The 25273-nt window shown below is 70.8% G+C and carries 23 protein-coding genes; 4 read left to right on the top strand and 19 right to left on the bottom strand.

Annotated features, from left to right (window positions below; genetic code table 11):
- The 4 genes from DFR39_RS11040 to DFR39_RS11025 form a co-directional block, all read right to left on the bottom strand.
- The gene (locus DFR39_RS11040) at positions 1–408 is read right to left on the bottom strand and encodes a DUF4148 domain-containing protein (protein ID WP_133603610.1); all 408 of its coding nucleotides are present in this window, start codon (positions 406–408) and stop codon (positions 1–3) included.
- Between the two features lie 57 nt (positions 409–465).
- Positions 466–1851 carry a heavy metal sensor histidine kinase gene (locus tag DFR39_RS11035; protein ID WP_133603609.1) on the bottom strand — a complete coding sequence of 462 codons (1386 nt, stop codon included), beginning with the start codon at positions 1849–1851 and terminating at the stop codon, positions 466–468.
- Positions 1848–2534, bottom strand: coding sequence for a heavy metal response regulator transcription factor (locus tag DFR39_RS11030; RefSeq protein WP_133603608.1), 687 nt, complete (start codon positions 2532–2534; stop codon positions 1848–1850). The genes DFR39_RS11035 and DFR39_RS11030 overlap by 4 nt, the downstream gene beginning before the upstream one ends.
- Before the next feature lie 88 nt (positions 2535–2622).
- Positions 2623–3066 carry a Rossmann-fold NAD(P)-binding domain-containing protein gene (locus tag DFR39_RS11025; RefSeq protein ID WP_133603607.1) on the bottom strand — a complete coding sequence of 148 codons (444 nt, stop codon included), beginning with the start codon at positions 3064–3066 and terminating at the stop codon, positions 2623–2625.
- A gap of 266 nt (positions 3067–3332) precedes the next feature.
- Between DFR39_RS11025 and DFR39_RS11020 the strand changes: the two genes are divergently transcribed.
- Entirely contained in the window at positions 3333–4097 is a 765-nt protein-coding gene (locus DFR39_RS11020; RefSeq protein ID WP_133603606.1) for a Crp/Fnr family transcriptional regulator, read from the top strand.
- A gap of 13 nt (positions 4098–4110) precedes the next feature.
- Here the strand turns inward: DFR39_RS11020 and DFR39_RS11015 are convergent, their stop codons facing one another.
- From DFR39_RS11015 to mutL, 12 genes are all read right to left on the bottom strand, one after another.
- Positions 4111–6189: a PAS domain S-box protein gene (locus DFR39_RS11015; protein ID WP_133603605.1), complete on the bottom strand. Its 2079-nt coding sequence runs from the start codon at positions 6187–6189 to the stop codon at positions 4111–4113.
- Positions 6186–6944, bottom strand: a complete 759-nt coding sequence (locus tag DFR39_RS11010) for a response regulator transcription factor (RefSeq protein ID WP_246030793.1) — start codon at positions 6942–6944, stop codon at positions 6186–6188. The genes DFR39_RS11015 and DFR39_RS11010 overlap by 4 nt, the downstream gene beginning before the upstream one ends.
- Before the next feature lie 69 nt (positions 6945–7013).
- Entirely contained in the window at positions 7014–7790 is a 777-nt protein-coding gene (locus DFR39_RS11005; protein WP_246030792.1) for a DNA/RNA non-specific endonuclease, read from the bottom strand.
- A 97-nt stretch (positions 7791–7887) separates the two neighbouring features.
- Positions 7888–8055: a hypothetical protein gene (locus tag DFR39_RS19850; protein ID WP_162849497.1), complete on the bottom strand. Its 168-nt coding sequence runs from the start codon at positions 8053–8055 to the stop codon at positions 7888–7890.
- 145 nt (positions 8056–8200) lie between these two features.
- Positions 8201–10000 (bottom strand): ABC transporter transmembrane domain-containing protein, encoded by a 1800-nt coding sequence (locus tag DFR39_RS11000; protein WP_133603603.1) that lies wholly within the window; start codon positions 9998–10000, stop codon positions 8201–8203.
- A gap of 87 nt (positions 10001–10087) precedes the next feature.
- Entirely contained in the window at positions 10088–11233 is a 1146-nt protein-coding gene (locus tag DFR39_RS10995) for a lipocalin-like domain-containing protein (protein WP_133603602.1), read from the bottom strand.
- Positions 11233–13806 carry an ABC transporter permease gene (locus tag DFR39_RS10990; RefSeq protein ID WP_133603601.1) on the bottom strand — a complete coding sequence of 858 codons (2574 nt, stop codon included), beginning with the start codon at positions 13804–13806 and terminating at the stop codon, positions 11233–11235. The genes DFR39_RS10995 and DFR39_RS10990 overlap by 1 nt, the downstream gene beginning before the upstream one ends.
- Positions 13785–14474, bottom strand: coding sequence for an ABC transporter ATP-binding protein (locus DFR39_RS10985; protein ID WP_246030791.1), 690 nt, complete (start codon positions 14472–14474; stop codon positions 13785–13787). Before DFR39_RS10985 ends, DFR39_RS10990 begins: the two co-directional genes overlap by 22 nt.
- Positions 14471–15406, bottom strand: a complete 936-nt coding sequence (miaA, locus tag DFR39_RS10980) for a tRNA (adenosine(37)-N6)-dimethylallyltransferase MiaA (protein WP_133603600.1) — start codon at positions 15404–15406, stop codon at positions 14471–14473. The genes DFR39_RS10985 and miaA overlap by 4 nt, the downstream gene beginning before the upstream one ends.
- The gene (locus DFR39_RS10975; RefSeq protein ID WP_133603599.1) at positions 15403–16641 is read right to left on the bottom strand and encodes a multidrug effflux MFS transporter; all 1239 of its coding nucleotides are present in this window, start codon (positions 16639–16641) and stop codon (positions 15403–15405) included. Before DFR39_RS10975 ends, miaA begins: the two co-directional genes overlap by 4 nt.
- On the bottom strand, positions 16641–17909 hold the full coding sequence (locus DFR39_RS10970; protein WP_133603598.1) for a pseudouridine synthase: 1269 nt from the start codon (positions 17907–17909) through the stop codon (positions 16641–16643). Before DFR39_RS10970 ends, DFR39_RS10975 begins: the two co-directional genes overlap by 1 nt.
- Before the next feature lie 23 nt (positions 17910–17932).
- Positions 17933–19864, bottom strand: a complete 1932-nt coding sequence (mutL, locus tag DFR39_RS10965; RefSeq protein WP_133603597.1) for a DNA mismatch repair endonuclease MutL — start codon at positions 19862–19864, stop codon at positions 17933–17935.
- Between the two features lie 50 nt (positions 19865–19914).
- Between mutL and DFR39_RS10960 the strand changes: the two genes are divergently transcribed.
- Positions 19915–20574, top strand: coding sequence for a DedA family protein (locus tag DFR39_RS10960; protein WP_133603596.1), 660 nt, complete (start codon positions 19915–19917; stop codon positions 20572–20574).
- Between the two features lie 34 nt (positions 20575–20608).
- On the opposite strand, the gene DFR39_RS10955 is transcribed toward DFR39_RS10960, so the two are convergent.
- Both DFR39_RS10955 and tsaE read right to left on the bottom strand, forming a co-directional pair.
- On the bottom strand, positions 20609–21982 hold the full coding sequence (locus DFR39_RS10955; protein WP_133603595.1) for an N-acetylmuramoyl-L-alanine amidase: 1374 nt from the start codon (positions 21980–21982) through the stop codon (positions 20609–20611).
- Complete coding sequence (gene tsaE, locus DFR39_RS10950) at positions 21979–22473, bottom strand: tRNA (adenosine(37)-N6)-threonylcarbamoyltransferase complex ATPase subunit type 1 TsaE (RefSeq protein WP_246030790.1); 495 nt, start codon at positions 22471–22473, stop codon at positions 21979–21981. Before tsaE ends, DFR39_RS10955 begins: the two co-directional genes overlap by 4 nt.
- 42 nt (positions 22474–22515) lie before the next feature.
- On the opposite strand from tsaE, the gene queG reads away from it, so the two are divergent.
- Entirely contained in the window at positions 22516–23613 is a 1098-nt protein-coding gene (gene queG, locus DFR39_RS10945; protein ID WP_133603594.1) for a tRNA epoxyqueuosine(34) reductase QueG, read from the top strand.
- Here the strand turns inward: queG and DFR39_RS10940 are convergent.
- A complete protein-coding gene (locus tag DFR39_RS10940; RefSeq protein ID WP_133603593.1) occupies positions 23548–24450 on the bottom strand; it encodes an AEC family transporter in 903 nt (300 codons plus the stop codon). The two genes, queG and DFR39_RS10940, sit on opposite strands and share 66 nt — an antisense overlap.
- A gap of 167 nt (positions 24451–24617) precedes the next feature.
- Here DFR39_RS10940 and DFR39_RS10935 point away from each other — a divergent pair, with 167 nt between their 5' ends.
- Positions 24618–25202: a chalcone isomerase family protein gene (locus DFR39_RS10935; RefSeq protein WP_162849496.1), complete on the top strand. Its 585-nt coding sequence runs from the start codon at positions 24618–24620 to the stop codon at positions 25200–25202.
- Positions 25203–25273 lie beyond the last annotated feature (71 nt).

Below are 25273 nucleotides of genomic sequence, written 5' to 3'. Positions count from 1 at the left end.
TCAGCAGCTGCCGCGATTGCCCAGGCTGCAGCGCATGCTGCCGTCCGTGCGGGCGTGTTCCAGCTCGGCCAGCACCTCGGCGCGGCTGAGCGACTGGCCGAGCGGCAAGGGCTCGAGGGGCAGGCCGCTCTCGCGATTGAGGCGGGCCATATCGCCGCTGCGGCGCGCCACGTCCAGCTCGGCCAGCACCTCATCGCGCGTGCGGCTGCCGCGCTGCTCGTACTCGGGTGCGTGGCCGCCTTCGCGGTTCATGCGAGCCAGGCTGCCGTCACGGCGGGCGGCGTCCAGCTCGGCCAGGACTTCGGCGCGGCTGCGAGCCCCCTCGTTGGTCTGGCTCAGGGGATGGGCCAGGGCGGGCAGTGCGCTTGCGCCCAGCAGGGCCAGGCTCAGAGTCAGGGTACGGAACATATGACCTCCAGTGCTTGCTTGTCTCGGAACATGGGGCTCGTGCTGAGCACCATGGCTTCACTGTAGGGAGGGCGAGGGGTCGAAAGCCGGGCGCGCGGATGACGTTTGTGTCATGCGAGGCAGCAGCAGTCCGATGCAGCTGTGCCCCGGGGCCGATTGCGCATAGGGCTGACCACCATGCATGCGCGCGATGGCGGCCACGATGGCCAGGCCCAGCCCATGATTGCGGTCGGCCTGGCTGCGCGCGGGGTCGGCGCGGTAGAAGCGGTCAAAGAGGCGTGGCAGGTGCACGGCCGCGATCTCCGGGCCCTCGTTGAGCACCGCAAGCCGCAGCTGATCCCCTGGCTCGGTCTGGATCAGCAGCTGCAGCATGCTGCCGCGATAGGCATAGCGCGTGGCATTGCCCAGCAGATTGGACAGGGCCCGACGCAGCAAGCCGGGATCGAGGGCGGCGCTGGCGTCGCCACAGACCTGGGCCTGCAGGCCCGCCTCCAGCAAGGCCGCCTCGTGGAAGTCCAGCACCTCCCGAGCCAGGGCCGCCACGCTGGCCAGCGGTTCGCGCCTGGCGGCGCGCCCTCGGTCGGCGTGGGAGAGAAAGAGCATGTCGGCCACGATGCCGGCCAAGCGGTGCAGCTCTTCCAGATTGGAGCCCAGCAAGTCCTGCAGCTCCGGGTCCTGGCGCCGCCTGCGCAGGGCCAGCTCGCAGCTGCTGATCAGGGTGGCCAGCGGGGTGTTGAGCTCATGGGCCACATCGGCGTTGAAGGCCTCCATCTGCCGGTAGCTGGCAGCCAGGCGGTCCAGCAGGGCATTGAACTGGGCCACCAGGGGCTGCAGCTCGCGGGGCTGTCCGCTCCCGTCCAGGCGACGCTCCAGTGCATGGCCCCCCAGCTGCTGCATCTGGGCCCCCAGCAGGCGCAGCGGCGCCAGGCCACGCCGCACCAGGACAAAGGCACCGGCGGAGATCAGCAGCACGCCCGCCAGGGCGCTCAGTGCCAGGATCTGGGCCATGCGCCTGAGCAGGGCCGCATCGGCCCGGGTGTCCAGGCTCAGCCGGGCTTGCAGCGGGCCGGATTCACCTGCGGGTGATGCGGCCTGGAAGTGCCGGGTCTTGCCCGGCTGCGCCTGCGTGGCCGGTTTGGATGAAAACTGCGGCAGGCCCTGCTTGTCGTGCAGGCTGAGGCTCAACTCGTTATGACCGGCCAGCAGGTCGCGCAGCTGCTCGTCGCGTTGGGGGGCCGGTCGGCGCTCGGCGAGCAGCTGCTGAACCGCCTGCTGCTTCTGGTCCAGGGTCTGGGTCTGGCGCTGGTTCAGGGTCAGGGCCAGGGCCAGGTAGATGCCGCTGCACAGCAGGCCCAGGCCGAGGATGCTCAGCAGCGCCAGCCAGCGCGACAGGCGCAAGCCCAGATCCGCGCCGCGTGAGCGGACGGCCTGCGGCTGGCTCATGCCCCGCGGTCCTCCAGCACATAGCCCATGCCGCGAACCGTGTGCAGCAGGGGCCGCTCAAAGGGCTGGTCCAGCTTGCTGCGCAGGCGCCGTATGGCCACCTCCACCACATTGGTCTCGCTGTCGAAATTCATGTCCCAGACCTGCTCGGCCAGTTCGGTGCGGGACAGCACCTCGCCCTGACGCCGCAGCAGCAGGCTCAGCAGATTGAATTCCTTGGCGGTGAGGTCCAGGCGCTGCCCGGCACGCTGGGCGCGTCGTCGGATCAGGTCCATCTCCAGCTCACCCAGGCGCAGCTGTGTGACTTCGCCGCTGCTGCGCGCGCCCTGGGCCCGCCGCAGCAAGCCCTGGATGCGGGCCAGCAGCTCAGAGAAGGCGAAGGGCTTGAGCACATAGTCGTCGGCCCCGGCCTGCAGGCCACGCACCCGGTCTTCCACCTGGGTGCGGGCGGTGAGCATCAGCACCGGGGTGTTGCGGCTCTGGCGCAGCGCGGCCAGCACGGCCAGGCCGTCAATGCCCGGCAGCATGCCGTCCAGCACGATCAGATCATGCTGACCCTGGGTGGCCAGGTGCAGGCCATCGATGCCGTTGAGCGCTAGCTCCACGCTGAAGCCTTCCTCGCTCAAGCCCTTGCGCAGATACTCGGCCAGCTTGGGTTCATCCTCGATCAACAAGAGCTTCATGCCCGCATTGTGGGGGTGGCGCTCGCGGTGTGAGTTGACGAATTTGTCATCTGCCAGACCGGCCGACGACAGCGCTGCGCCGTCACACTCAGGCGCCCAGGCTGCTGACCAGGAGGGCCTGCACCAGCAGCACTTCCTCCTCGGCCAGGCTGGCGGGGTGGGCCTCGGGCGAACGCAGCGCGCGCAGCTGGGGCGCCAGCGCCTTCACGGCCAGCTGGGTCTGGGACAGATTGACCAGGACGGGCAGGGCACATTGGCGCTGCAAGGCCTGGGCGCGCTCGGCCGGCAGCCCTTCGCAGTCCACAGCGTCATACAGGCGCTCCAGCATGCGCAGCAGCGCCGGACTGTCCGCGCTGTCTTCCAGCCAGCTCTGTGCATCCAGGCGGGCCAGACGTGCGCCCAGGCTGGATGCCGCCTCCTCCAGGCTCGCGAGCGCAGCCTCATCCGGCTGCAGGCAGAGCAGGGCGATATTGCGCCCCTGAAGGCGCGAGAACACCGCGCCCCGGTCCAGGCTCTGGGCAAGCTGCAGCAAGGCCTGACACCGGCTTGGCGACAGAAGCTCGGTGCTGCTTTCGGGGAGGGGAAGGGCGGCGGAATACATGCTCGGAGGGCGAGCCTAGAGCGCTTTGCGATCCGGCCTTTGCGGCAGGTCAAGCGCCCGATGCGCAGTGCGCGCCGTTCACCATCCATTTACAAAATGACATGGTCGATTTCACTTGGTCATGACCGGTTCCTCAGCCGATTGCGCAAGCCCGGGACACTGGCTTGCACAACAGCCAGACTCAGGTAGGAGCCCTCATGCAAACCCGCAGCGCGTCTATTCCCAGCTCAGCCAAGGTCGCCGCTCACGACCGCGCCGTCGGGTCGCCCGCCAACGAGGCTCAGCGCATTGGCAGCATGCTGGAACTGGTTGCTTCCCATGTTCCGCTGCAGCGGCGGGTGGTCCATGCCGGAGATCTGATCTACCAGGCGGGCGAGGGATTCCAACGCCTGCATCTGGTCAACGCCGGATTCTTCAAGCTGATCAACAGTGCCAGCGATGGTCGGGAACAGGTGGTGGCCCTGCAGTTTCGGGGTGACTGGCTGGGCTTCGATGGCATTGCCCAGGGGCGTCACGGCTGCGACGCGGTGGCCATGGATACGGGTGAGATCTGGAGCTTCAGCTACGAGGCCTTGTTGCAGGCCAGTCTGACGCAGCCTCGCCTGCTGGCCCTGGTGCACGAAGCCATGAGCCGGGAGATCGTCCGCGACCGCGATGCCCTGCTGTCCCTGTGCACACTGTCGGCCGATGCCCGCGTGGCGGACTTTCTACACTACTGGGCCGACTCGCTGGCCCGGCGCGGACTGCGGGCGGACCAGATCAGCCTGCGCATGAGCCGGGCCGAGATTGGCAACTATCTGGGCATGACCATCGAGTCCGTGAGCCGGGCGCTGTCGCGGCTGTCGGCCCGGCATCTGATCCGCTTTGCCGAGAAGGGGCGGCGCGATATCGAGATTCCGGAGCTCGGCGCCCTGGCGGCCTTTGTGCAGGGCGGCTCGGCCGCCGGCCGCACCCTGCAGTGAGGGTGATTCCGCCTCAGGCCTCTAGGGCCTGGGCCATGGCGCTGGCCAGCTGCTCGCGGCTGAAGGGCTTGCGCAGCAGCGGCAGCTCACGCAGCACCGGCAGCTCGGCCGTCAGCAGATCGGCGGCATAGCCCGACATCAGCAGCACGGCCACCGCGGGATGCTGGTGCCGCACCTTCGCGGCCAGTTCGGTGCCCCGCAGGCCACTGCTCAGCATCACATCGGTCAGCAAGAGATCGAAGTCCGCCCCAGGCTCCGCCAGGGCAGCCAGGGCGGCCTCGGCGTGGCTGCAGACCCTGATCTCGCAGCCCCAGGCCTGCAGGAAGTTGAGCAGCACCGCACGCACCTCGGCCTCGTCCTCCACCAGCAGAACGCGCAGGCCCGGTGGTGGCGCGTGTACGCCCGCTTCCCCCTGCTCCTGACCCCTGTGGGCGCCTTGGGGCGCGGCCGGAAAGTAGAGGGTGACCGTGGTGCCCTGACCGGGACTGCTGTCCAGGCGGATGGCCCCCTGCGACTGCTTGACGAAGCCGTAGACGGTAGACAGCCCCAGTCCCGTGCCGCGGCCGGCCTCCTTGGTGGTGAAAAAGGGCTCGAAAGCGCGTCTGCGCACCGCCTCGGGCATGCCGGCGCCGCTGTCGCTCACCGCAATCGCCAGCAGGGGCAGGGCGCTGGGGGGGAGCTCCGTCAGCAGGTCCGGGGGCAGGCGGTCATAGCGCCAGGCGCGAAAGCGCAGGCGTCCGCCCTCCGGCATGGCGTCGCGGGCATTGATCGCGATATTGAGCAGGGCCGACTCCAGCTGGCCCGCATCGGCCAGCAGGGCCGGGCAGTCGGGGGCAACGTCGTCCTCGATGTGTATGCGCTGGTCCAGGGTGCGCCTGAGCATGCCGGCCAGGGACGCCAGCAGCCCCGCAATCTCGACCCGGCTGGGCTGGAGCAGCTGGCGCCGTGAGAAGGCCAGCAGCTTGCCCGTGAGTTCGGCGCCCCGGCGCGTGGCGCGCATGGCGGCTGCCACCATGGGCGGGGCTGCGGCATCACCCGCCACGGCGGGCAGTTCTTCCAGGACCTGAAGATTGCCCTGGATCACGGTGAGCAGATTGTTGAAATCGTGGGCAATGCCGCCGGTCAGCTGGCCCACAGTCTCCAGGCGCTGGGCGTGTCGCAGCGCCTCCTCGCCCTGGGCGCGCTGCAGGATGGTGGAGAGCAGATTGCCGATGGACTCCAGAAAGCGCAGCTCATCGTCGCCAAAGCGCTGGGGCTGGCGCGAGCGCACGACCAGCGCACCAATGCAGCGCCCCTGATCCAGCAAGGGCGTGCCCAGCGCGCTGACCAGACCGGCGCGCAGATAGGCCTGCGGCACCTCGAAGCGCTGCTCGCTGGCGTAGTCTGGCACCACGGTCGGCCTTTGCTGGGCCATCAGATAGGCAAGCGGTGAACCGGGCAGGCAGGGCAAGACCTGCCCCTCGGTCTCGGCATGCTCATGGTCCAGCATGCCGGCTGCGCCCGCCACGCGCAGGCTGCGACCATCGGCTTCGAGCAGATAGAGCCGTGCCTGCTCAACCTCCAGGGCCTGCGCGGCGGCGCGCGACGCCTGGCGGAAAAGGGCTGCCGGGTCGCGGCTGTCCACGGCCAGGCGGCCCAGCTGCGCCACCTGTTCCGCGTAGCGTGCGCGCTGCAAGGCTTGACGCATGCGCGGATAGGCGCTGATGTCGCGGATGGCCGCGACCACAAAGGGCAGTCCCCGGTCCTGCAAGGGGCTCAGGGCGATCTCCACCATGACCTCGGAGCCGTCGCGCCGCCGGGCCACCAGCTCCATCTGCGTGCCCATGGGCCGCGGACGCGGATTGCGCGCATAGTCGTCGCGGTAGGCGGCGTGGCGTGGCCGTATGCTGTCGGGCACCAGTGCATCCACCGCTTCACCGAGCAAGGCGCCGGGCTCGTAGCCCAGCAAGCGTTCGGCCGCCGGGTTGGCCTGCACGATCAGCCCGGCGAAGTCCACCAGGAGCAGGGCGTCCGGGTAGGCACTGAAGAGCGAGCTGAAAAGGTTGGGCGCCGCCATCTCTGCTTGCGACGGCGCAGGGACGCTGCCGCTCATTGACGTTCCACCAGGGCCACCAGCTGGTAGCCGGCACCTCGCACCGCGCGTATGAGTTCGGCCGCCTGCTCGGGCATGCAAGCCTGCAGCTTGCGGCGCAGGCGCCCGACCTGGACATCAATGGTGCGGTCATAGGGGCCGGCTTCGCGGCCGCGCGTCTGCTCCAGCAGGAATTCGCGTGAGAGCACCCGCCCGGCATGCCGCAGAAACACGGTCAGCAGGTCGAATTCGCCGCCCGTCAGCTCCACCGGACCGGCACGCTCATGCTCCAGCCGCCGGGCGCCGGCATCGAGCTGCCAGTCCATGAAGCGGTAGCGCTCCTGGGGGAGCGTCGTCTCGGGCTGGGCCTTGCTGCTGGCGCCGGCCTGCGCCGGCTGGAGGCGGCGCAACACGGCCTTGATGCGGGCGAGCAGCTCGCGCAGATCGAAGGGCTTGGTGACATAGTCGTCCGCCCCGACTTCCAGGCCCACGACCTTGTCAATCGGGTCGCCGCGGCCGGTGACGATGAGCAGACCGCAGTGCCAGTGCTCGCGCAGCTGTCGCGCAATCGCAAAGCCATCCTCACCGGGCAGGCCCAGATCCAGCAGCACCAGCTGCGGCGCGTCGCGGTGCATCAGGGCCAGCAGCTCGCGCCCGGTGGCCAGGGGCGTGACCCGAAAGCCCTGCGGGACCAGGTAGGCGCCCAGCAGCTGACGGATATCGGCTTCATCATCAACGATAGCGATATGGACGGGCGTGGCGATGGCGACGTTCATGCCGGGCATTGTCACCAATTCCGCCCGCAAGCCCGCCGCGTACCGCAGCTGGGATCGTGGCCTTGCGGGTCAGGTCTTGACATCTTGAGCGGGCAGCCATTCGGTGCCGGTGCGACGTACCAGCTCGCGATAGCTGATGGGCGCCGAGGCCCGCTCGTCGTCGTCATTGGCCTGCCAGTGGGCCCAGGCCCGACGGGTGTGGCTGTCATAGACCAGCTTGAACAGGTGGCTGGGGACGCCCACGCCGTTGTCGCCGATGCGCGGCGTGTCCGGCGCAAACACCGCCCCCGTGATCACGAAGACCTCACCCTGGGCGCGCTGCACATAGCGGCGGGTGTCTTCCTCGATGCGGGCCCAGGCGCCCGAGTTGTGGCGTATGGCCTGCGGCACCATATTGGCCAGGGAGTAGGACTGGGCCATGGCCTCCTCGGTGCTCATATCGCCCGAGGGCGCCATATGGCCACGCGAAAAGCCCGAACGCTTGTAGTCCTCCAGTTCGGCGCGCTCGCTGCGCGGCAAGCGGGCGTCGGTGTAGAAGCGGTCCGACTTCTGCCGCCGGATGCCGCCCACATTGTTGCGGTTCAGGCTTTGCGCGACGAAGACCGGCGTGCGCGTGTCACCGCTGTGCAGGACCGCAAAGCCGTCGTAGCAGAGTTCGCGCAAACGGGGGCGCGGTGCCACCGCCGGAGGACGCTGACCGGCGAAGAACTTCGAACACTGCGCGAAGGAACTGGGCAGCCGCCGTACATCCGGCGTGCCGGCCGATGCGACGCCGGTACTGATGCCGAGGAACAGGGCCACCAGCCCGCCCATGAGGGCGTGGCGGCCTCTTGCTATGGCTTTCATGAATCGTGAATGGCAAAAACGCCGCAAGCCAGCCCCGGGCTGGCAAGGCCGGGGCCAGGGTTGCGAGCACAGTGGGGAGCGCCAGAGGCGCGAGGTGTCAGAGCAGGGCGGCCAGGCCCGCGCCCAGGCCGCTGACTGCGGCCGTGGCGCCCAGCAGGCGGACATCGCTGCGGTCATTGCCCAGGCGCTTTGCCTGCCAGGCGACCCAGGCCAGCGTGACGCAGAAGACAAAACCCATCAGGGCGGCGCTGTCAATGTTTTCCATAGGGCTGAAAAATCCGTTCGGGACCAGAACGGCGCGGATGATCCCTCATGCCGAGCATCGGTTCAAGCAGGGTGTATCGGCTTCTGACTTCGAGAAAACCTATTCATTCCGGGCTGACGATCATGCTTGGGCCGCGGCGCGGCGCTCAAGCGGACTCGAACTGCAGCGCGGCCAGTCGCGCGTACAGGCCGCCCCGGGCCAGCAGATCGGCATGGCTGCCGGACTCGACGATGCGGCCCTGCTCCAGCACCAGGATGCGGTCGGCGCGCTGCACCGTGGCCAGGCGGTGGGCGATGACCAGGGTGGTGCGGTGCTGCATGGCGCGTTCCAGCGCGGCCTGAACCATGCGCTCGCTCTCGGCATCCAGCGCGCTGGTGGCCTCATCCAGCAGCAGCAGGGGCGGATTCTTGAGCATGGCCCGCGCAATCGCGATGCGTTGGCGCTGTCCACCCGAGAGGCGCACGCCACGCTCGCCCAGAAAGGTCTGGTAGCCCTGGGGCAGGGCGCTGATGAATTCGTGCGCGAATGCGGCCCGTGCGGCGGCGATGACCTCCTCATCGCTGGCCTCGGGGCGGCCGTAGCGGATGTTTTCCATCGCATTGGCCGAGAACACGGTGCTGTCCTGCGGCACCAGGGCCATGGCGCCGCGCAGCTCGGCCAGGGCAAGATGCCGGATGTCCTGACCGTTGAGCTCGATGCTGCCGGTCTGCGCCTCGTAAAAGCGCAGCAGCAGCTGGAACACCGTGCTCTTGCCAGCGCCGCTGGGGCCGACCAGGGCCACCGTCTCGCCGGGGCGAATGTCCAGATCGATCTGGCTCAGGGCCGCTTGATCGGGGCGGGAGGGGTAGTGGAAGCTCAGGTCCCGGATGCGCAGGGCTGCCCCGCCCGCGCTGGGCGGCAGGGGCCGGGGCGCGGCGGGCTCGGCCACCGCAGAGCGCGTGGCCAGCAGCTCCATGAGCCGCTCGGTGGCACCGGCCGCACGCAGCACATCGCCCCAGACCTCGGCCAGCACGGCCACGCTGCTGACCAGCAGGATCACATAGACCACCGTCTGCCCCAGATGGCCGGCACTGATCTGGCCGGCCATGACGGCCTGGGTGCCTTGATACAGGCCCCAGAGCAGGGCGGCGAAGGTGCTGCTGATGACAAAGGCCACCAGGCCCGAGCGCACGCGGATGCGCTTGCGCGCCGTGTCGAAGGCGCTCTCGGTGGCCTGGGAAAAGCGCCGGGTTTCGGCCTGCTCCTGGGTGTAGCTCTGCACCACCGGCACGGCATTCAGCACCTCGGCCGCAATGGCGCTGGTGTCGGCCACCCGGTCCTGGCTGGCGCGGCTGAGCTTGCGCACCCGCCGCCCGAAGGCCAGCGCGGGCAGCACCACCAGCACCAGCATGCCCAGCACCGGCAGCATCACCCTGGCATTGGTGGCAATCAGCATGATGAGCGCGCCCAGCCCCATCACGCTGTTGCGCAGGCCCATGGAGAGGCTGGAGCCCACCACGGTCTGCACCACGGTGGTGTCGGTGGTGATGCGGCTGAGCACCTCGCCGGTCTGGGTGCGCTCGAAGAACTCGGGGCTTTGCCGCAACACATGGGCATAGACGGCGCGGCGCAGATCGGCAGTCACGCGCTCGCCCAGCCAGCTCACCACATAGAAGCGTGCCGCCGAGAACATGGCCAGGGCCACGCCCACGCCGAACAGGGCCAGAAAGTGCTCCCTCAGGGCCATCACCCGCTCGCCCGGATCGCTGGCCACCAGGCCCTGATCGATCAAGGCCTTGAGTGCCAGCGGAAACAGCAGGGTGCTGAGCGCCGCCAGCAGCAGAAACAGCAGAGCCAGCGCAATGCGGCTGCGATAGGGCTTCAGAAAGGGCAGCAGGCCCGACAAGGAGCGCGCGGGCCCGTTGCGGAGCCCGGGCCGCTGCGTATGCGTCGGGGGCTGTGGCATGGCCTCAGTGTACTCAGGGTCAGGGCTTGCCCGGGGCCGGCAACCAGGGCTTGCGAATGGGCACCGTGGCCGCCGCGAGGGCCCGCTCTAGCTGGCTAGGCGCATGCGCTCGCTGTAGCCGGTCAGCTCCAGATAGCCTCGCCCCAGCGTGCGCCCCTGGCTGTCGAGCAGCGCCGAGGCCCCTTCCCAGTACAGCATGCCGGTGCTCGCACGGGCATCCACTTCCTGGGCGTCGACCAGGGCTTGCAGCCGCCAGCCCTCGAAACCCGGGCCTTGCAGGCTCCAGGCCACGGGATAGCGGGCGCCGCTGGCGGGGCTGCGCCATTCGCGCAGGGGCGTCAGGCGCAGCTCGCCCGGGGCAAAGCTGCGACTGGCGCCTGCGGCCTCGCGCAGGCTGCCGCCGCTCCAGAGTTCGCTGCCGTCGGCGCGGCGCAGTCGAAAGGCCGTGAGCGCGCGGCCGTCCTGCAGATTGAGGCCCATCCAGTCCCAGCCCTGGGCCTCGGGCGCGAGCAGGGCATCGCTCCACTCATGGTCCAGCCAGGCGCGGGCTTGGTAGGGCCGGGTCTTGCCGTCCGGCTCGCGCAGCAAGACCTGGCCCTGAAGCTGGGTCTGGCTGTAGTACTGGCTGGCGTGATGGGGCTCGGGGCCCTTACGGGACCAGCCGGCCTCGCCCTGCAGCAGGGGCGGCAGGGCCGTGCTCAGGTCCAGCTGCAGGGCAAAGCGCTGGCTGCCAAAGGCCGCGCGGTAGCGCGAGCCGCCGGCGCCTGTGCTCGCCGGCTCGCGGCGCAGCCACCAGTCCTGCAGGCGCAGCGCGGTATCGGCCTCGGCGTACTGGGCGTGGCCTAGGCCCAGGCGGGCCACCCGCTGGTCGTGCTGCAGCTGGCCACGCGCGAGATCGGTGAGTGCCACATGGGCCAGCAGCAGCTGGCGCGGGGCCAGTCGGCTGGGATGCTGCTGCACGGCGGCGTCCCCATGCCGCACGCGGAAGTAGGTGAGCTGGAAGCCCCAGCGCGGCGCGCCCCAGTCCTGCTCGGCCAGCAGGCCCGTCAGGTACCACCACTCCAGGCCTGATTCGGGATGCGCCCCATGGTCGCGCGGAAAGCTCAAGGGCCGGCGCTCCAGGGCCTGGGCCGGCCGCGGCATCAGCATCAGGGCGGGACTGCCCAGCAGGCCCAGGGCCGCCAGTTGCTGCAGCAGCTGGCGGCGCGGGCGCGGGCCCGTGAACGGCGGCATCACCAGTCCTCCCGCACCGCGCGCAGCAGATCCTGGCCCAGGCTGCGCCTCCCGGCCAACCAGGCGGTGAGCAGGGCCGCGGCCAGCGTGGCGGCCAGCGTGGCGGCGAGCAGGGCGGCCAGGCGGGCCGTGGGCAGGGCCAGGTCCATGCTCCAGTGAAAGCTCTGCGGGTTCACCACAAAGACCAGCACCGCGCTGATGGCCAGGCCCAGGCCCAGGCCCAGCAGGGCGCCGGCCGTGGTCTGCACCGCGGTTTCGGCCAGCAGCAGGGTGCGCAGCTGGGCGCGGCTGAAGCCCAGATGGCGCAGCAGGCCGAACTCGCGCCGCCGCGCCAGCACCTGGGCCGAGAGCGTGGCCGCCACGCCCACCAGGCCCAGGCCCAGCGCAATGGCCTGCAGCCAGTAGCTCACCGCAAAGCTGCGGTCGAAGATGTGCAGCGAGAGGGCCAGCAAGTCGCCGCTGGCCGCCAGCTCGATGTCCTGGGCATCGCCGGCCAGGGCCCGCAAGCGGCTCTGTACCTGCTCGCTGTTGGCACCCTCCCGCAGCCAGAGAAAGAGCTCATTGACCGCCATGTCCCCGCTGAAGCGGCGGTAATCCGCCAGCGGCATCATCAGCGCGCCGCTCTGGCGGCTGTAGTCGCGCCAGACACCACGCACAAAGCCGTCCAGGGCCTGGCCCTGCGGGCCCAGACCGGGCAGGCTGAGTCGGGCGCCGGGCTGCAGACCCAGCTGATCGCGCAGGGCTTCATTGATGTAGAGCGCTTGCAGGCCGGGCGCCGGCACCTGGCCCAGCGTGCCCACCAGGGGCAGGCGGTTCTCGTCGGGAATGGGGCGGGCCATCAGGCTGATGCTCACGGCGGCGGCTCCGGGCACCGTGGCCGGCAGCGCCAGGCGGCGGCTGCGCTGGGCCTGCCAGTCCCGCAGCGCCGGCAGGCCGCGGCCCTCGGCCACCGCGGTCACGAAGTTCTCGCTCAGCGGCGCGCGCGCCCCGCCGGCGTCGCGCAGGGTCGATCGCACATAGAGATCGGCCGGCAACATCTGCTGCAGCCAGTGCGTCAGCGAGGCGCGGAAGCTGTAGATCATCACCAGCATGGCCACCGAAAGCGCCAGCGCCACCAGCACCCCGGCCAGCAGCTGGGCCGCCTCGCCCGCCCCCTCGCGGGCGCGCTGGCGCAGCAGCAGCAGGCCGGCATGGCGCTGTCCCGGCAGCAGGGCGCCCAGGGCCCGCACCAGGGGCGGCACGCACAGCAGACCGCCCAGCAGCATGCAGAGCATGGCCAGATAGGCCGCCAGGGGCAGGCCGCCCCAGGCCGGCAGCCAGGCCAAGCCGGCCCCCGCCAGCAGCAGGAGCGGCCCCAGCCAGACGGGCGGCGCGGGCAGCAGCTCGGCCCCCAGACCCTTGAGCACCTGGGCCGGCGCCATATGCCGGGCCTGCCAGGCCGGCCCGATGGCGCCCAGCATGGCCACGGCCAGGCCCAGGCCGCCATAGATCAGCAGGGGCAGCGGCTCGATGTGCAGACGGCTCTGGCCGCCGCCGCCCAGCAGGCCGCTGCCCAGATCGCCGTCCAGCAGCTGCAGGCCCAGGGCCGCCAGGCCCGCGCCGCCCAGCAGGCCCAGCGCACTGCCCAGCAGGCCCAGCAGGGCGGCCTCGGCCAGCACCAGGGCGAAGCGTTCGCGCGCCGAAAGCCCCAGCACGCCCAGCAGTGCCAGCTGCGGCTGGCGCTGCGCGGCCGCCAGGGACTGCACGGCAAACACCAGAAAGGCGCCGGTGAACAGCGCCATCAAGGCCAGCACGCTGAGGTTCACGCGGTAGGCGCGGCTGAGCGCGGCCAGGTCTTCGCCGCGCCCGGCCTCGGCCGGCACGGCCTTGAGGCCGGCCGACAGGGGCGGGGCCGTGGCGCCCTCGGCCAGGCGCAGCTCCACCCGGTCCAGCTCGCCCAGACGGCCCAGCAGGGCCTGGGCACCGGCAATGTCCATCACGGCCAGGGGCGCACCGGTGGACGCCACCCGGCCGGCCAGGCGCAGGCTGGCGCTGCGGGTCTGGCCCTGGGCGGTCCAGCGCAGGCTGATATGGCTGGGTCGCGGCGAGGGCAGCAGGCGCAGCGCGGCCTCGTTCAGGTAGACGGCATCGGGCGCCAGCACCGCCAGCGGGCCGGCGTCGGCGGCCTGATCCACAAAGGGCTGGGGCAGCAGGGCGGGGCGGAACTGCGCGCTCTGCAGCGCGTCCAGCCCCAGCAGGCGCAGGCCCTGGCGGCCGGGCAGCAAACTCAGCGAGGCCTCCAGCACCGGCGCGCTCTGCTGCACCCCGGGCAGGGCGGCCAGGCGGGCGGGCCATTCGTCGGAGAGCGGCCCGCCGCCCTCGGCCGCCAGTACCAGATCGGGCGTGCCGGTGATCTGGCGTTGGGCGGCCTCGAACTCGCCCAGGGCCGAGTCATTGAGCAGCTGCACGCCATAGGCCAGGGCCACGCCCAGGGCAATGGCCAGCAGGGCCAGCAGCTGGCGCCCGGCCTGGGCCCGGGCCATGGGCCAGGAGAGGGCGTGCAGCCAGCGCGTCAGTGGGGCGAGGGCGACCATGGCTGCAGGCCCTCGGCGTCCATGCGCAGGCAGCGGTCGGCGCTGACGGCGGCGCGTTCGGAATGGGTCACGAGCAGGCAGGCGGCGCCCTCCTGCCGGCACTGGGCGCGCAGCAGCTCCAGCACCTGGGCCGCGTGGCGCGGGTCCAGATTGCCGGTGGGTTCATCGGCCAGCACCAGGGCCGGCCGGTGCACCAGGGCACGGGCAATGGCCACGCGCTGCAGCTGCCCGCCCGAGAGCTGGCGCGGCGCGCGCTCGCCCAGGCCGGCCAGGCCCACGGCCTCCAGCAGCTGCTGCACCCGCGCCGCATCGGGCCGGCCCAGCAGCAGTAGGGGCAGGGCCACGTTGTCCGCCACGCTGAGCTGGGGCAGCACATGAAAGGCCTGGAACACAAAGCCCAGGGCGCGGCGGCGCAGCGCGGCCTGGGCCGGCTCGGGCAGGGCGCTCAGGGGCTGGTCCAGCAGGCGCACCTCGCCGGCTTCCACGCTGTCCAGGCCGGCCAGGCAGTTCAGCAGGGTGGACTTGCCGCAGCCCGACTCGCCCAGCAGAGCCACCAGCTCGCCCGCCCGCAAGTCCAGCGAGATGCCGCTGAACACCGGCAGCTCGCCGTAGCGCTTGCCCAGGCCCCGGGCCTGCAGCACCAGCTGGGCGCGGGCGGCCTCGCTCATGCCAGCAGCTTGTGCACCGCGGCCAGCACATGCAGGCTGGCTTCGGGGCTCTGGCAGTCGATGATTTGGCGCTGGGGCATGCTGCGCAGCCAGGTGATCTGGCGCTTGGCCAGCTGGCGGGTGGCGGCAATGCCGCGCTCGGCCAGGGGCGCCAGATCGCCGGCGTCCAGGCATTCCCAGGTCTGGCGGTAGCCCACGCAGCGCATGGAGGGCAGATCGGGCCTGAGGTCGCCGCGCGCGCGCAGGCCCTCCACCTCGGCCACCAGGCCCTGCTCCAGCATCTGGTGAAAGCGCTGGGCCAGGCGTCGGTGCAGCCAGGCACGGTCCGTGGGCTCCAGCGAGAGCAGGGGCCAGTCCACGCCCGGGCTCTTGGCCTGCTCGGCATGCAGGGCCGAGAGCGGTCGGCCGCTCAGGCGCCAGACCTCCAGCGCGCGCTGGACGCGCTGCGAATCGCCGGGCGCCAGTCGGGCCGCGGTGATAGGGTCCACCTCGGCCAGGCGCGCATGCATGGCGGGCCAGCCGATGCGGGCCGCCTCGGCGTCCAGCTCGGCACGCAGGGCTTCGTCGGCCTGGGGCAGGGGCGAGAGGCCCTCGAACAAGGCCTTGAAGTACAGCATGGTGCCGCCCACCAGCAGGGGCAGGCGGCCGCGGGCCAGGATCTCGGCGGCCAGGCGCTGCGCGTCGCGCGCGAACTCCGCGGCGCTGTAGCTGTCCAGCGGGTCCAGGATGTCGATCAGGTGGTGGGGGGCGATGGCCTGCTCGGCCGGTGTGGGCTTGGCCGTGCCAATGTCCATGCCGCGGTAGACCAGGGCCGAGTCCACGCTGATGATTTCCAGCGGCAGGTACTCGGCCAGGGCCAGGGCGGCGGCGGTCTTGCCGCAGCCCGTGGGGCCCGCCAGGCAGATGGGGCGCAGCGTCAAGTTCGTGTTCATGCGGGAGTGTCCGAACGGGCCTGGGTCTGCACCAGGGTCCAGGCGCACAGGGCCGCGCCCGCGCCCAGCACGGCCATGGTGGCAGCCATGGGGCGCACCGTGCCGTCCAGGCTCAGGCTGAGCCAGGCGCCCACGAGAAAAGCGCCCAGGGCGGAGACAAAGCCCGAGAGTGCGGCGGCGGTGCCGGCGAGCTGGGGAAAGGGGCCGACCGCACCCACCTGGCTGCAGGGCTGCAGCACCCCATGGCCCAGCATGATGAAGACATGCGGCAGCAGCAGGGCCGGGGCCGAGGGCGGCAGCACCCAGGCCGCCAGCCCCATGCCCAGGGCGCCGATGGCGGTGAAGAGCGCGCCGCGCCGCGCGGTGGCGGCCAGGCTCAGGCGTGACAGCCAGCGCCGGCAGATCAGGGTGCCCAGCACATAGATGCCGGCCCCCGCACCCACCACCAGGCCGTAGCTGCCGCGGCCCAGGCCCAGCACCTCGATGAAGACAAAGGCCGAGGCCGCCAGAAAGGTGTATAGCGTGCCGTAGGCCAGGGTGGTGAGCAGGGTGTAGGCGCGAAAGCCCGGATGCGCCGCCACCTGGGCCCAGTTGGCCAGCAGGCGGCGCGGCTGCAGGGCCTGGGGATCGCGGCGGCTCAGGCTCTCGGGGATGCGTCGCGTGACCATCACCAGCGCCGTCACGCCCGCCAGCGCAATGGCCAGCAAGGTCCAGCGCCAGCCCAGGGTGGCGGCCAGCAGTCCGCCCAGCGGCGGGCTCAGCATGGCCAGCAGACCCAGGCCCCCCAGGGCCCGGGCCATGACGCGGGCGCCCTCCTGCGGGGCGAACCAGTCGCGCAGCATGGCGCGGGCCCCCACCACCGCGGCGGCCAGACCCAGACCTTGCATCACCCGGCACAGCACCAGCAGCTCGATGTCGGCGGCCAGGGCTCCGCCCGCGCCCGCCATGGCGTAGAGCGTGAGCCCGCCCAACAGCACGGGGCGGCGGCCCAGGCGATCCGACAGCGGCCCCATCAGCAGCTGCCCCAGGCCGAAGGCCAGGATCAGGCCCGAGAGCGTGAGCTGGGTGGCCGACATGGCGGCCCCCAGCTCGGCGCGCAGGGCCGGCAGGGCGGGCAGGTAGAGATCGGTACCGATGGGCTGCAGGCCCAGCAGCAGGGCCAGGGCCAGCACCTGCCAGCCCAGGCTCGGGCGGGCGGGCAGGCCGGTCGGGCCCGTCGTGGCGGCAGCGGGCATCAGTCGAAGCGCTCCCAGGGCGCGAGATAGCGCCATTGACCAGCGGGCAGATGGCCCAGATTGATGCGGCCGATGCGCACCCGCTTCAGGCCCACGACCTTGAGCCCCACCAGCTCGCACATGCGGCGGATCTGGCGCTTGCGGCCCTCGCGCAGCACAAAGCGCAGCTGGTCCTCATTGATCCAGCTGACCTTGGCGGGCTTGAGCTGCACACCGTCCAGCTCCAGGCCATGGTTCAGCAGGGCCAGGTCTTGCTCGGGGAAGTCCTTCATGGGGGAGGCCTGGCCGTGGTACTCGACGCGCACCAGGTACTCCTTCTCGACCTTGCTCTCTTCGCCGATCAGCAGCTTGGCCACGCGGCCGTCCTGCGTCAGCACCAGGAGGCCGGTGGAGTCGATGTCCAGGCGGCCGGCCGGTGCCAGGCCGCGCGCATGACCGGCGTGGTACTTCAGGCCGGAGGGGTCGTCCTTCCAGTGTGTGGCGCTCTTGACCAGCACGGAAGCGGGCTCATAGCCGTCCTCGGCCTGGCCGGAGACATAGCCGATGGGCTTGTGCAGCAGGATGGTGACCTGCTTGGCCTGCTCCTGGCGGGCGGCGGGGTCCACCTCGATACGGGCATCGGGGCCCACGCGCTGGCCCAGCACGGCCAGCTCGCCGTCCACGCGCACCCAGCCGGCGGCGATCCATTCATCGGCCTCGCGACGCGAGGCCAGGCCCAGTGCCGTCATGCGCTTGGACAGGCGTTCGCCCTCCGCGCCGTCGCCCTCATCGGCAAGGGGGCGCGGTGCCGGGCGGGGCCGGGCCTGGCTTTCCGGCGGACGCACGCCGGTGGCACGGCGCTGGTCGCGCCGCGGCGGCGCGCCGGCCTCGGGTGCGGGCGCGCGGGGGCGGGCGGGCGCGCCGCTCCCACCGGCCATGTCCTCGCGGCGGAAGCTGCCGCCGGCGGCGCTGTGGCGCGGCGCGGACTTGGCGGCGGGGCCGCCGCCCTGGCCGCGCTGAGCACCATGAGTGCCGTACCCGCTCTTGCCGCCGGAGCGCTCGGGGCGAGCCGGACGGCTGCCACCCGGCCCGTCGTGGCGATCACGCTGCTCTTCGGCGGCGCGGCGCTGCTCGAAGCTGGCCTGGCGTTCGGCGCGCTCGGCTTGGGCCTGCTCCAGCGTGGGGCGCGGGCGCGAGAGGCCCTTGCCGCGCAGCGGGCTGCGGCGTTCGCCGCCGGGCTTGGCCTCGCCGCTGGCCGCGGGCTTGTTCTTCAGTTTCAGGGTGGCCATGGTGGCTTTCGTCAAAAAATTGGTCAACGGCCGCGCAGGAAGAGCGCATCCAGCTCGCGCATTCCGAGCTGGCGCCAGGTGGGGCGGCCGTGGTTGCATTGGTCGGCCCGCTCGGTGCGCTCCATATCGCGCAGCAGGGCATTCATCTCATCCAGGGTGAGCTGGCGGTTGGCGCGCACGGCGCCGTGGCAGGCCATGGTGGCCAGGATCTCGTGCTGGGCGCGCTCGATGGCATGGCTGGCGTCGTACTGGGCCAGCTCGGCCAGCACGCTGCGCGCCAGCTCCACCACATCGCCGCCGGCCAGGGCCGCAGGACGGGCGCGCACCGCAAGCACCTTGGCCGATAGCGGCGCGATGTCCAGACCCAGGCGCGACAGGGCCTCGGCCTGGGCTTCGGCGGTGGCGATCTCCTGGGGCGTGGCCGCGAAGGTGACCGGGATCAGCAGGGGCTGGGACTCGATGGCTGCCGCGCCCAGGCTGGCCTTGAGCCGCTCGTAGACCACGCGCTCATGGGCCGCATGCATGTCCACCACCACCAGGCCCTGGGCATTCTCGGCCAGGATGTAGACGCCCTGGATCTGGGCCAGGGCCCGACCCAGGGGCCAGTCGCCCTCGGGCAGGGGCACTGCCGGCGCGGCGCTCAGGCCCACATCCAGGCGCGGCGCATTGGCAGCCGGCTGGGCCGCGGCGAAAGCGCCTGAGCCCGGGCGTGCCGGCGCGGGCGCCGAGAAGGCGGACAGGCCCGGAGCCCCGGGGCTGCCGTAGAGCGTGGCCACCTCGGCCAGGCCCAGCGAGGTCTGGGTATTGCTGCGCCAGCTGGGTGTGCCGGCATAGAGCGGCGGGCTGCTGGACTCGCGCACGCCGGGGTAGCTGGCCTGGTAGCTCGCAGGGTAGGGCGCCGATGGCGCCGTGGGCTCGGGCGAGGCGGCCGCCTCGGCGCTGCGCGAGACGGCCAGCGCGTCCTGCACCGCATAGCGGGCCTGCTGGTGCAGCTCGCGGCCATCGCGAAAGCGCACCTCGATCTTGGTCGGGTGCACATTCACATCGACCCGGTCCGGGGCAATGTCGATGAAGAGCACATAGCTGGGCTGGCGCTGGCCGTGCAGCACGTCCTCATAGGCCGAGCGCACGCCATGGGCGATCAGCTTGTCGCGCACATAGCGGCCGTTCACATAGACGTACTGCATGTCCGCGCGGCCGCGCGCCGCCTCGGGCAGGCCGGCACGGCCGTAGACGCGCAGCGGGCCGGCCTCGGCATAGACGGGGCGGCTGTCGCGCAGGAATTCGGCGCCCAGCACATCGGCCAGGCGCGACTCCACCTGGGTGGGGCGCAGCTGTTCCACCAGCTTGCCCTCGTGCCAGATGGTGAAGCCCACATCGGGCCGGGCCAGGGCATGGCGGCGCACGGCCTCCAGGCAGTGGGCCAGTTCGGTGCCCTCGCTCTTGAGGAATTTGCGGCGGGCCGGGGTGTTGAAGAAGAGCTCGCGCACCTCCACGCTGGTGCCTTGCGAGCGGGCGGCGGGCACCAGCTCGCCGCTGCGGGCGTCCAGGCGGAAGGCGTGCTGGGCGCCCTCGCAGCGGCTAGACAAGGCCATCTCGGCCACCGAGCTGATGGCGGCCAGGGCTTCGCCGCGAAAACCCATGGTGGCCACCGACTCCAGCTCGTCCAGATTGCGGATTTTGCTGGTGGCATGGCGCTTGAGCGCCAGGGGCAGTTCCTCGGCCGGGATGCCGCAGCCGTCGTCCTCCACCACGATGGCGCGCACGCCGCCGCCCATGAGCTTGATATTGATCTGGCGGGCGCCCGAGTCCAGGGCGTTGTCCACCAGCTCGCGCACCACGGAGGCCGGGCGCTCCACCACCTCGCCAGCGGCGATCTGGCTGATCAGTTCGTCAGGGAGTTCGCGGATGGGCCGGCGCGGGGCCGGCGCCGGCGAGGCAGGCACATCAATCATCACCGGATTGTAAGAAGTCCGCCCCGGTGCTGCCCCCATAATGCGCGGCCATGGAATTCGCCGCCTTTCTGATCGACTTCATCCTGCATGTGGACCGCCATCTGGCCGAGTTCGTGCAGGCCTACGGGGCCTGGGTCTATGCCCTGCTGTTCCTGATCGTGTTCGTGGAGACGGGCCTGGTGGTCATGCCCTTTCTGCCGGGTGATTCCCTGCTCTTCGTGGTGGGCGCGCTGTGCGGCCTGGGTCTGATGAGCCTGCCCCTGGCCATTGCCATCCTGCTGGTGGCCGCCATCCTGGGCGACCAGACGAACTACACGATAGGTCGCTACTTCGGCCCCAAGGTCTTTCAGTGGGAGCAGTCGCGCTTCTTCAACAAGCGTGCCTTCAATGCGGCCCATGAGTTCTATGAGAAGCATGGCGGCATCACCATCATCATCGCCCGCTTCATGCCCTTCATCCGCACCTTCGCCCCCTTTGTGGCCGGCGTGGCGGAAATGAACCGGACCAAGTTCACCTTCTACAACGTGGTGGGCGCCCTGATCTGGGTGGTGGGCCTGTGCCTGGCGGGCTATGCCTTCGGCAATCTGCCCTTTGTGCAGACCCATCTGAGCAAGATCATCTGGGCCATGATCATCATCCCCGGCCTGATCGCCATCTATGGCGGCTGGCGGGCAGGGCGCAAGAGCGCCGACACGGCCAGCAGCACCTGATACGCCCAACGGCGCTTCAGGCGCTTCTGTCGCCTCAGAGCGCGCGATGCCGTGCCAGCGGCGGGTTCTTGGCGAAGTAGCGTGCGATGCCCGTGGCGAGAGCCTCGACCAGCTCGTCCTGATAGTCCGGGTCGCGCAGCTTGGCCTCCTCCTCGGGGTTGGAGATGAAGGCCGTCTCCACCAGGATGGAGGGCATGTCCGGTGCCTTCAGCACCGCGAATCCGGCCTGCTCCACGGAGCGCTTGTGCAGGCGACCCACCTTGCCGATCTGGTTGAGCACCTCGGAACCCAGCTTGAGACTGTCCTTGATCTGGGCGGCGGTGCTCATGTCCAGCATGGCGCGCATCACCTCCGCGTCCTTGACGGCCACGGTGTTCACGCCGCCCACCAGATCCGCACGGTTCTCCTTGTCGGCGATCCAGCGCGCGGCCGTGCTGCTGGCGCCGCCCTGACTCAGCGCAAACACCGAGGCGCCACGGGCCTTGGGGGTGATGAAGGCGTCCGCATGGATGGACACGAACAGATCCGCCTGCACCCGGCGCGCCTTGCGCACCCGCTCATGCAGGGGCACGAAGAAGTCGCCGTCGCGCGTCATCATCACGCGGATATTGGGGTTGCTGTTGAGCCGGTCACGCAGCTTGCGGGAGATGGCGAGCACCACATCCTTCTCACGCAGACCTGTCGGCCCGATGGCGCCCGGGTCCTCGCCGCCGTGGCCCGGATCCAGGGCAATGACGATGAGCCGGTCCAGCCGGTTCTGGTTGATGCTGGGCGGACTGGGGGGCGGCGCGGGGGCGGGTGTGCTCAGCGCCGGGGCGCTCGCGGGGGGGCGAATCGGCTGCGGCTGCGGGCTGGCGACGGAGGCCGGCCTGTCAATGCGGCCGATCAGCTCGCCCAGGGCGTCCTGCACGGCCTGGGCGGCCTGGGTCTCGGCCTGTTCCTTCTCGCGGATCAGGGCCAGCAGCGGGTCGCGCTCCTGCTGCGGGTAGAGATCGAAGACCAGGCGGTGCTTGTAGGCCGCCACCGGTTCCAGGGTGAAGATCTGGGGCGCCACCACCTGCTTGAGGTCCAGCACGATGCGCACCACGCGGGGCTGGTTCTGACCCACGCGAACCGCGGCGATGAAGGGGTCATCGGGCTTGATCTTGCCCAGCAGCTCGCGCAGGCCGGGGCTGAGCTCCAGACCGTCGATATCGATCACCAGGCGATCCGGGCTGTCCACCAGAAAGTGCTTGGCCGCCAGGGGGCGGTCGGACTCCAGGGTGACGCGGGTGTAGTCGGCGGCGGGCCAGACCCGCACGGCCACGATGCTGGCAGCGCTGGCCGCCCGGACCAGGGTGGGGGCTTGCAGCAGCAGGGCCAGGCTGCCCATGCGGCGCAGGGCGCGCCGGCGGGAATTGGCGCTCATGCGTCAAGACTCCCCTGCAGCAAGGCCTGACCCCGGGGCGTGCAGGCCTCCAGGCGCACCAGGCGGGCCTCGTCCTCGGCACGGATGTCCAGATGCAGTCGCAGATCCGGTTCGGGCAGCATGCCGGCGGCCTTTTCGGGCCATTCGCAGAGCTTGAGGCCGGGGCGGGCAAAGATCTCGCGAAAGCCCGCGTCTTCCCACTCGCGCGGGTCGCTGAAGCGGTAGAAGTCGAAGTGGCTGACCTCGCCCTGGCCGCCCCAGTCGGCCAGGTCATAGCTCTCCAGCACCGCATAGCTGGGGCTCTTGATGCGGCCTGCCACACCGAGTGCGCGCAGCAGATGGCGCACCAGGCTGGTCTTGCCGGCGCCCAGGCCGCCATGCAGTTCCATCGTCGCGTCGCGCAGGGCCGGCAGCGCGGCCAGGCGCGCGGCAAAGGCTTGGGTGGCGGCCTCCTCGGGCCAGACCAGGTGGCGGGTTTCTAGAATGCTCAAATGAACGGGGCTCCGCGGCAAACCATCGATACAGACCAGCTGATGCAACAGCTGCGCGCCTGGGCGCGTGAGCTGGGATTTTCACAGATTGGCGTGGCCGATATCGACCTCGCCAGTGCCGAGCCGGGCCTGCTGGCCTGGCTGGAGGCCGGCTTTCACGGCGAGATGCACTATATGGCGGCTCATGGGCTCAAGCGGGCCCGGCCCGCCGAGCTGGTGCCGGGCACCCTGAGGGTGCTGACCGCGCGCATGGATTACCGCCCGGCCAATAGCCCCGAGGACTGGCAGGCCATCGAGTGGCAGGGCCTGGGCACGCCGCGGCGCGCCCAGGTTTCGCTCTATGCCCGGGGGCGCGACTATCACAAGGTGCTGCGCGCGCGGCTGCAGCTGCTGGCGGACAAGCTGGCCCAGGCCATAGGCCCCTTCGGCCACCGCGTCTTCACCGACTCGGCGCCGGTGCTGGAGGTGGAGCTGGCGTCTCGCTCGGGCATAGGCTGGCGCGGCAAGCACACCCTGACCCTGCACCGCGAGCATGGCTCCATGTTCTTTCTGGGCGAGATCTATCTGGACCTGCCCCTGCCGCTTTCCGAGCCCGTGAGTGCGCATTGCGGCCAGTGCAGCGCCTGCCTGGACATCTGCCCCACCCAGGCCATCGTTGCGCCCTACCGGGTGGACGCGCGGCGCTGCATCTCCTACCTGACCATCGAGCACGACGGCCCCATCCCGCTGGAGCTGCGCCCGGCCCTGGGCAACCGCATCTACGGCTGCGACGACTGCCAGCTGGCCTGTCCCTGGAACAAATTCGCCCAGCGCAGCCTGCTGCCGGACTTCGAGGTGCGTCAGCCCTGGCGCGAGGCCGATCTGCTCACGCTCTGGGCCTGGGATGAGGCCGAGTTCCTGCGCCGCACCGAGGGTACGGCCATACGCCGCATCGGGCATGCGCGCTGGCGCCGCAATATCGCCGTGGCCCTGGGCAACGCGCTGCGTGCCCGGTCTGATGGCGACATCCGTGCCGCGCTGGAATCCCAGCGCCCGCTGGCCGATGCCCTGCTGGCCGAGCACATCGACTGGGCGCTAGCGCAGGCTCTGCCACAGCCCCAGCCAGACGGGCAGGCTGAGCATGCCCACCAGGGTGGATAGGGTCACGAGACCGGCCACGAAGGCGGCATGCCCGCCCATGTGCGCCGCCAGCACATAGCAGCTGGAGGCCGTGGGCAGGGCCGCAAACATCAGCAGCACCAGCTGCTGCCCCGCGGCCAGATCCAGCCAGCGGCCCAGGCCCAGGGCAAAGAGCGGCAGCAGGGCGTGGCGTATGGCCAGCAGGGCCGTGGCCAGGCCTGGCGCCTCGCGCAGCGCGCCCAGGCGCAGTCCGGCACCCACGGCCATCAGCCCCAGGGGCAGGGCGGCCAGGCCGATGCGGTGCAGGGTGAGGGCGGCCGGCTCGGGCAGGCGCAGGCCCGCCAGATTGGCCGCCAGGCCGGCCAGGGTGCCCAGGATCAGCGGGTTGCGCGCCAGCTCCCGAATCAGGCCGTGCCCGCCATGGCGAGCCAGGGGCAGCACCGCACCGACATTGCACAGGGGCACGCACAGGGCCACCAGCAAGGCCACCCAGGCCACGCCCTGGGCGCCCTGCAGGCGTTCGGCCAGGGCCAGGGCCACGTAGGAGTTGAACCGGAAGGCCACCTGGGCGCCCGAGGCATGGGCGCGCGCGTCCACGCCCGGCCAGGCGCGCAGCGCATAGGCCAGGCCCATACCCAGCAGCACCACGGCCATGCCGGCGCCCCCCAGGCTCAGGGTCTCGGCGGGTTGCAGCGGCGTGCGCACGATGCTGTTGAACAGCAGCACCGGGAAGAGCAGGTAATAGACCAGCTTCTCGGCCGCCTCCCAGATGGGGCGATCCAGGGCGGTGTAGCGGCAAATCAGAAAGCCCGCCAGGATCAGCAAGGCGTCGGGCAGCAGGAGCAGGACATCGGGCATGGCCCGGCCAGTGTGCCAGCGCCGCGAGCCTGAGCTTGCGCCCCTTGTCAGCCGGAACCCACAGCCCTGCGTTAGGCTGCTGGCTTGTTGCCGAGCAGTTCCAGGAGTCCAGTTTGAAAAATGCCTTGTTTGCGCCTTCGCGCCTGCGGGCGAGCAGCGCACCCAGCGTGAGCCGGCGACGTGTGTTGCTGGCCGGGGCCGCCAGCCTGATCGCGGCGCGTCCGGCCTTGGCGCGTCGCTATGAGGGCCATGAGTTTCCCGACAGTCTGGAGCTCGAGGGGCGGCGGCTCAGCCTGAATGGGGTGGGCAAGCGTGCCGTGGCGGTGATCAAGGGCTATCTGGCGGCCCTGTACCTGCCGCAGCCCGCTAGCAGCCCGGAAGCGATCTATGCGGCCGCCGGTCCCAAGAAGCTGCAGATCCTGATGCTGCTGGATGTGAGCACCGAGGAATTCATCAAGGCGGTCGAGAAGGGCGTGCGGCGCAATTGCAGCGAGGCCGAACAGGCCGAGATCGCCCCGTCTCTGTCCCAGTTCGTCACCCAGCTGCGTGCGGTGGGCAAGGTGCGCAACAAGGACTTGATCGAGCTCGATCAACTGCCCAGCCAGGCCACCCAGATCCGCCTGAACGGACGTGCGATTGGCGCTCCCATCGCCGGGGGGGCGTTCTACACGGCCCTGCTCAAGGTTTTCCTGGGCCAGCGGCCCGTGGACGCCCGGCTCAAGCGCGGCTTGCTGGGTGGTTCACCCGACTGAAGTCAGGCCCAAGTCCAGGGGCTTACGTAGTTCCGCTAGCATGCTGGGCGTGTCGCGCCCCTAGCATCGCA

The sequence above is a fragment of the Roseateles asaccharophilus genome (assembly GCF_004362405.1).
Lineage (GTDB): Bacteria > Pseudomonadota > Gammaproteobacteria > Burkholderiales > Burkholderiaceae_C > Kinneretia > Kinneretia asaccharophila.
The sequence above is the reverse complement of the archived record's forward strand: the minus strand, read 5'-3'. Positions and strand labels throughout refer to the sequence as shown.

Excerpts from the sequence above, each read along its gene's own strand:
- DFR39_RS19850 (WP_162849497.1), bottom strand. The coding sequence starts at position 8,055 with ATGGAAAACATTGACAGCGCCGCCCTGATGGGTTTTGTCTTCTGCGTC.
- DFR39_RS11015 (WP_133603605.1), bottom strand. The coding sequence starts at position 6,189 with ATGAGCGGCAGCGTCCCTGCGCCGTCGCAAGCAGAGATGGCGGCGCCC.
- DFR39_RS10940 (WP_133603593.1), bottom strand. The coding sequence starts at position 24,450 with ATGCCCGATGTCCTGCTCCTGCTGCCCGACGCCTTGCTGATCCTGGCG.
- DFR39_RS11010 (WP_246030793.1), bottom strand. The coding sequence starts at position 6,944 with ATGAACGTCGCCATCGCCACGCCCGTCCATATCGCTATCGTTGATGAT.
- DFR39_RS11000 (WP_133603603.1), bottom strand. The coding sequence starts at position 10,000 with ATGCCACAGCCCCCGACGCATACGCAGCGGCCCGGGCTCCGCAACGGG.
- DFR39_RS10955 (WP_133603595.1), bottom strand. The coding sequence starts at position 21,982 with ATGAGCGCCAATTCCCGCCGGCGCGCCCTGCGCCGCATGGGCAGCCTG.
- DFR39_RS10990 (WP_133603601.1), bottom strand. The coding sequence starts at position 13,806 with ATGGTCGCCCTCGCCCCACTGACGCGCTGGCTGCACGCCCTCTCCTGG.
- DFR39_RS10995 (WP_133603602.1), bottom strand. The coding sequence starts at position 11,233 with ATGCCGCCGTTCACGGGCCCGCGCCCGCGCCGCCAGCTGCTGCAGCAA.
- DFR39_RS11020 (WP_133603606.1), top strand. The coding sequence starts at position 3,333 with ATGCAAACCCGCAGCGCGTCTATTCCCAGCTCAGCCAAGGTCGCCGCT.
- miaA (WP_133603600.1), bottom strand. The coding sequence starts at position 15,406 with ATGAACACGAACTTGACGCTGCGCCCCATCTGCCTGGCGGGCCCCACG.
- DFR39_RS10960 (WP_133603596.1), top strand. The coding sequence starts at position 19,915 with ATGGAATTCGCCGCCTTTCTGATCGACTTCATCCTGCATGTGGACCGC.
- DFR39_RS11040 (WP_133603610.1), bottom strand. The coding sequence starts at position 408 with ATGTTCCGTACCCTGACTCTGAGCCTGGCCCTGCTGGGCGCAAGCGCA.
- DFR39_RS11035 (WP_133603609.1), bottom strand. The coding sequence starts at position 1,851 with ATGAGCCAGCCGCAGGCCGTCCGCTCACGCGGCGCGGATCTGGGCTTG.
- DFR39_RS11005 (WP_246030792.1), bottom strand. The coding sequence starts at position 7,790 with ATGAAAGCCATAGCAAGAGGCCGCCACGCCCTCATGGGCGGGCTGGTG.
- DFR39_RS11030 (WP_133603608.1), bottom strand. The coding sequence starts at position 2,534 with ATGAAGCTCTTGTTGATCGAGGATGAACCCAAGCTGGCCGAGTATCTG.
- DFR39_RS10975 (WP_133603599.1), bottom strand. The coding sequence starts at position 16,641 with ATGCCCGCTGCCGCCACGACGGGCCCGACCGGCCTGCCCGCCCGCCCG.
- DFR39_RS10970 (WP_133603598.1), bottom strand. The coding sequence starts at position 17,909 with ATGGCCACCCTGAAACTGAAGAACAAGCCCGCGGCCAGCGGCGAGGCC.
- queG (WP_133603594.1), top strand. The coding sequence starts at position 22,516 with ATGCAACAGCTGCGCGCCTGGGCGCGTGAGCTGGGATTTTCACAGATT.
- DFR39_RS10985 (WP_246030791.1), bottom strand. The coding sequence starts at position 14,474 with ATGAGCGAGGCCGCCCGCGCCCAGCTGGTGCTGCAGGCCCGGGGCCTG.
- mutL (WP_133603597.1), bottom strand. The coding sequence starts at position 19,864 with ATGATTGATGTGCCTGCCTCGCCGGCGCCGGCCCCGCGCCGGCCCATC.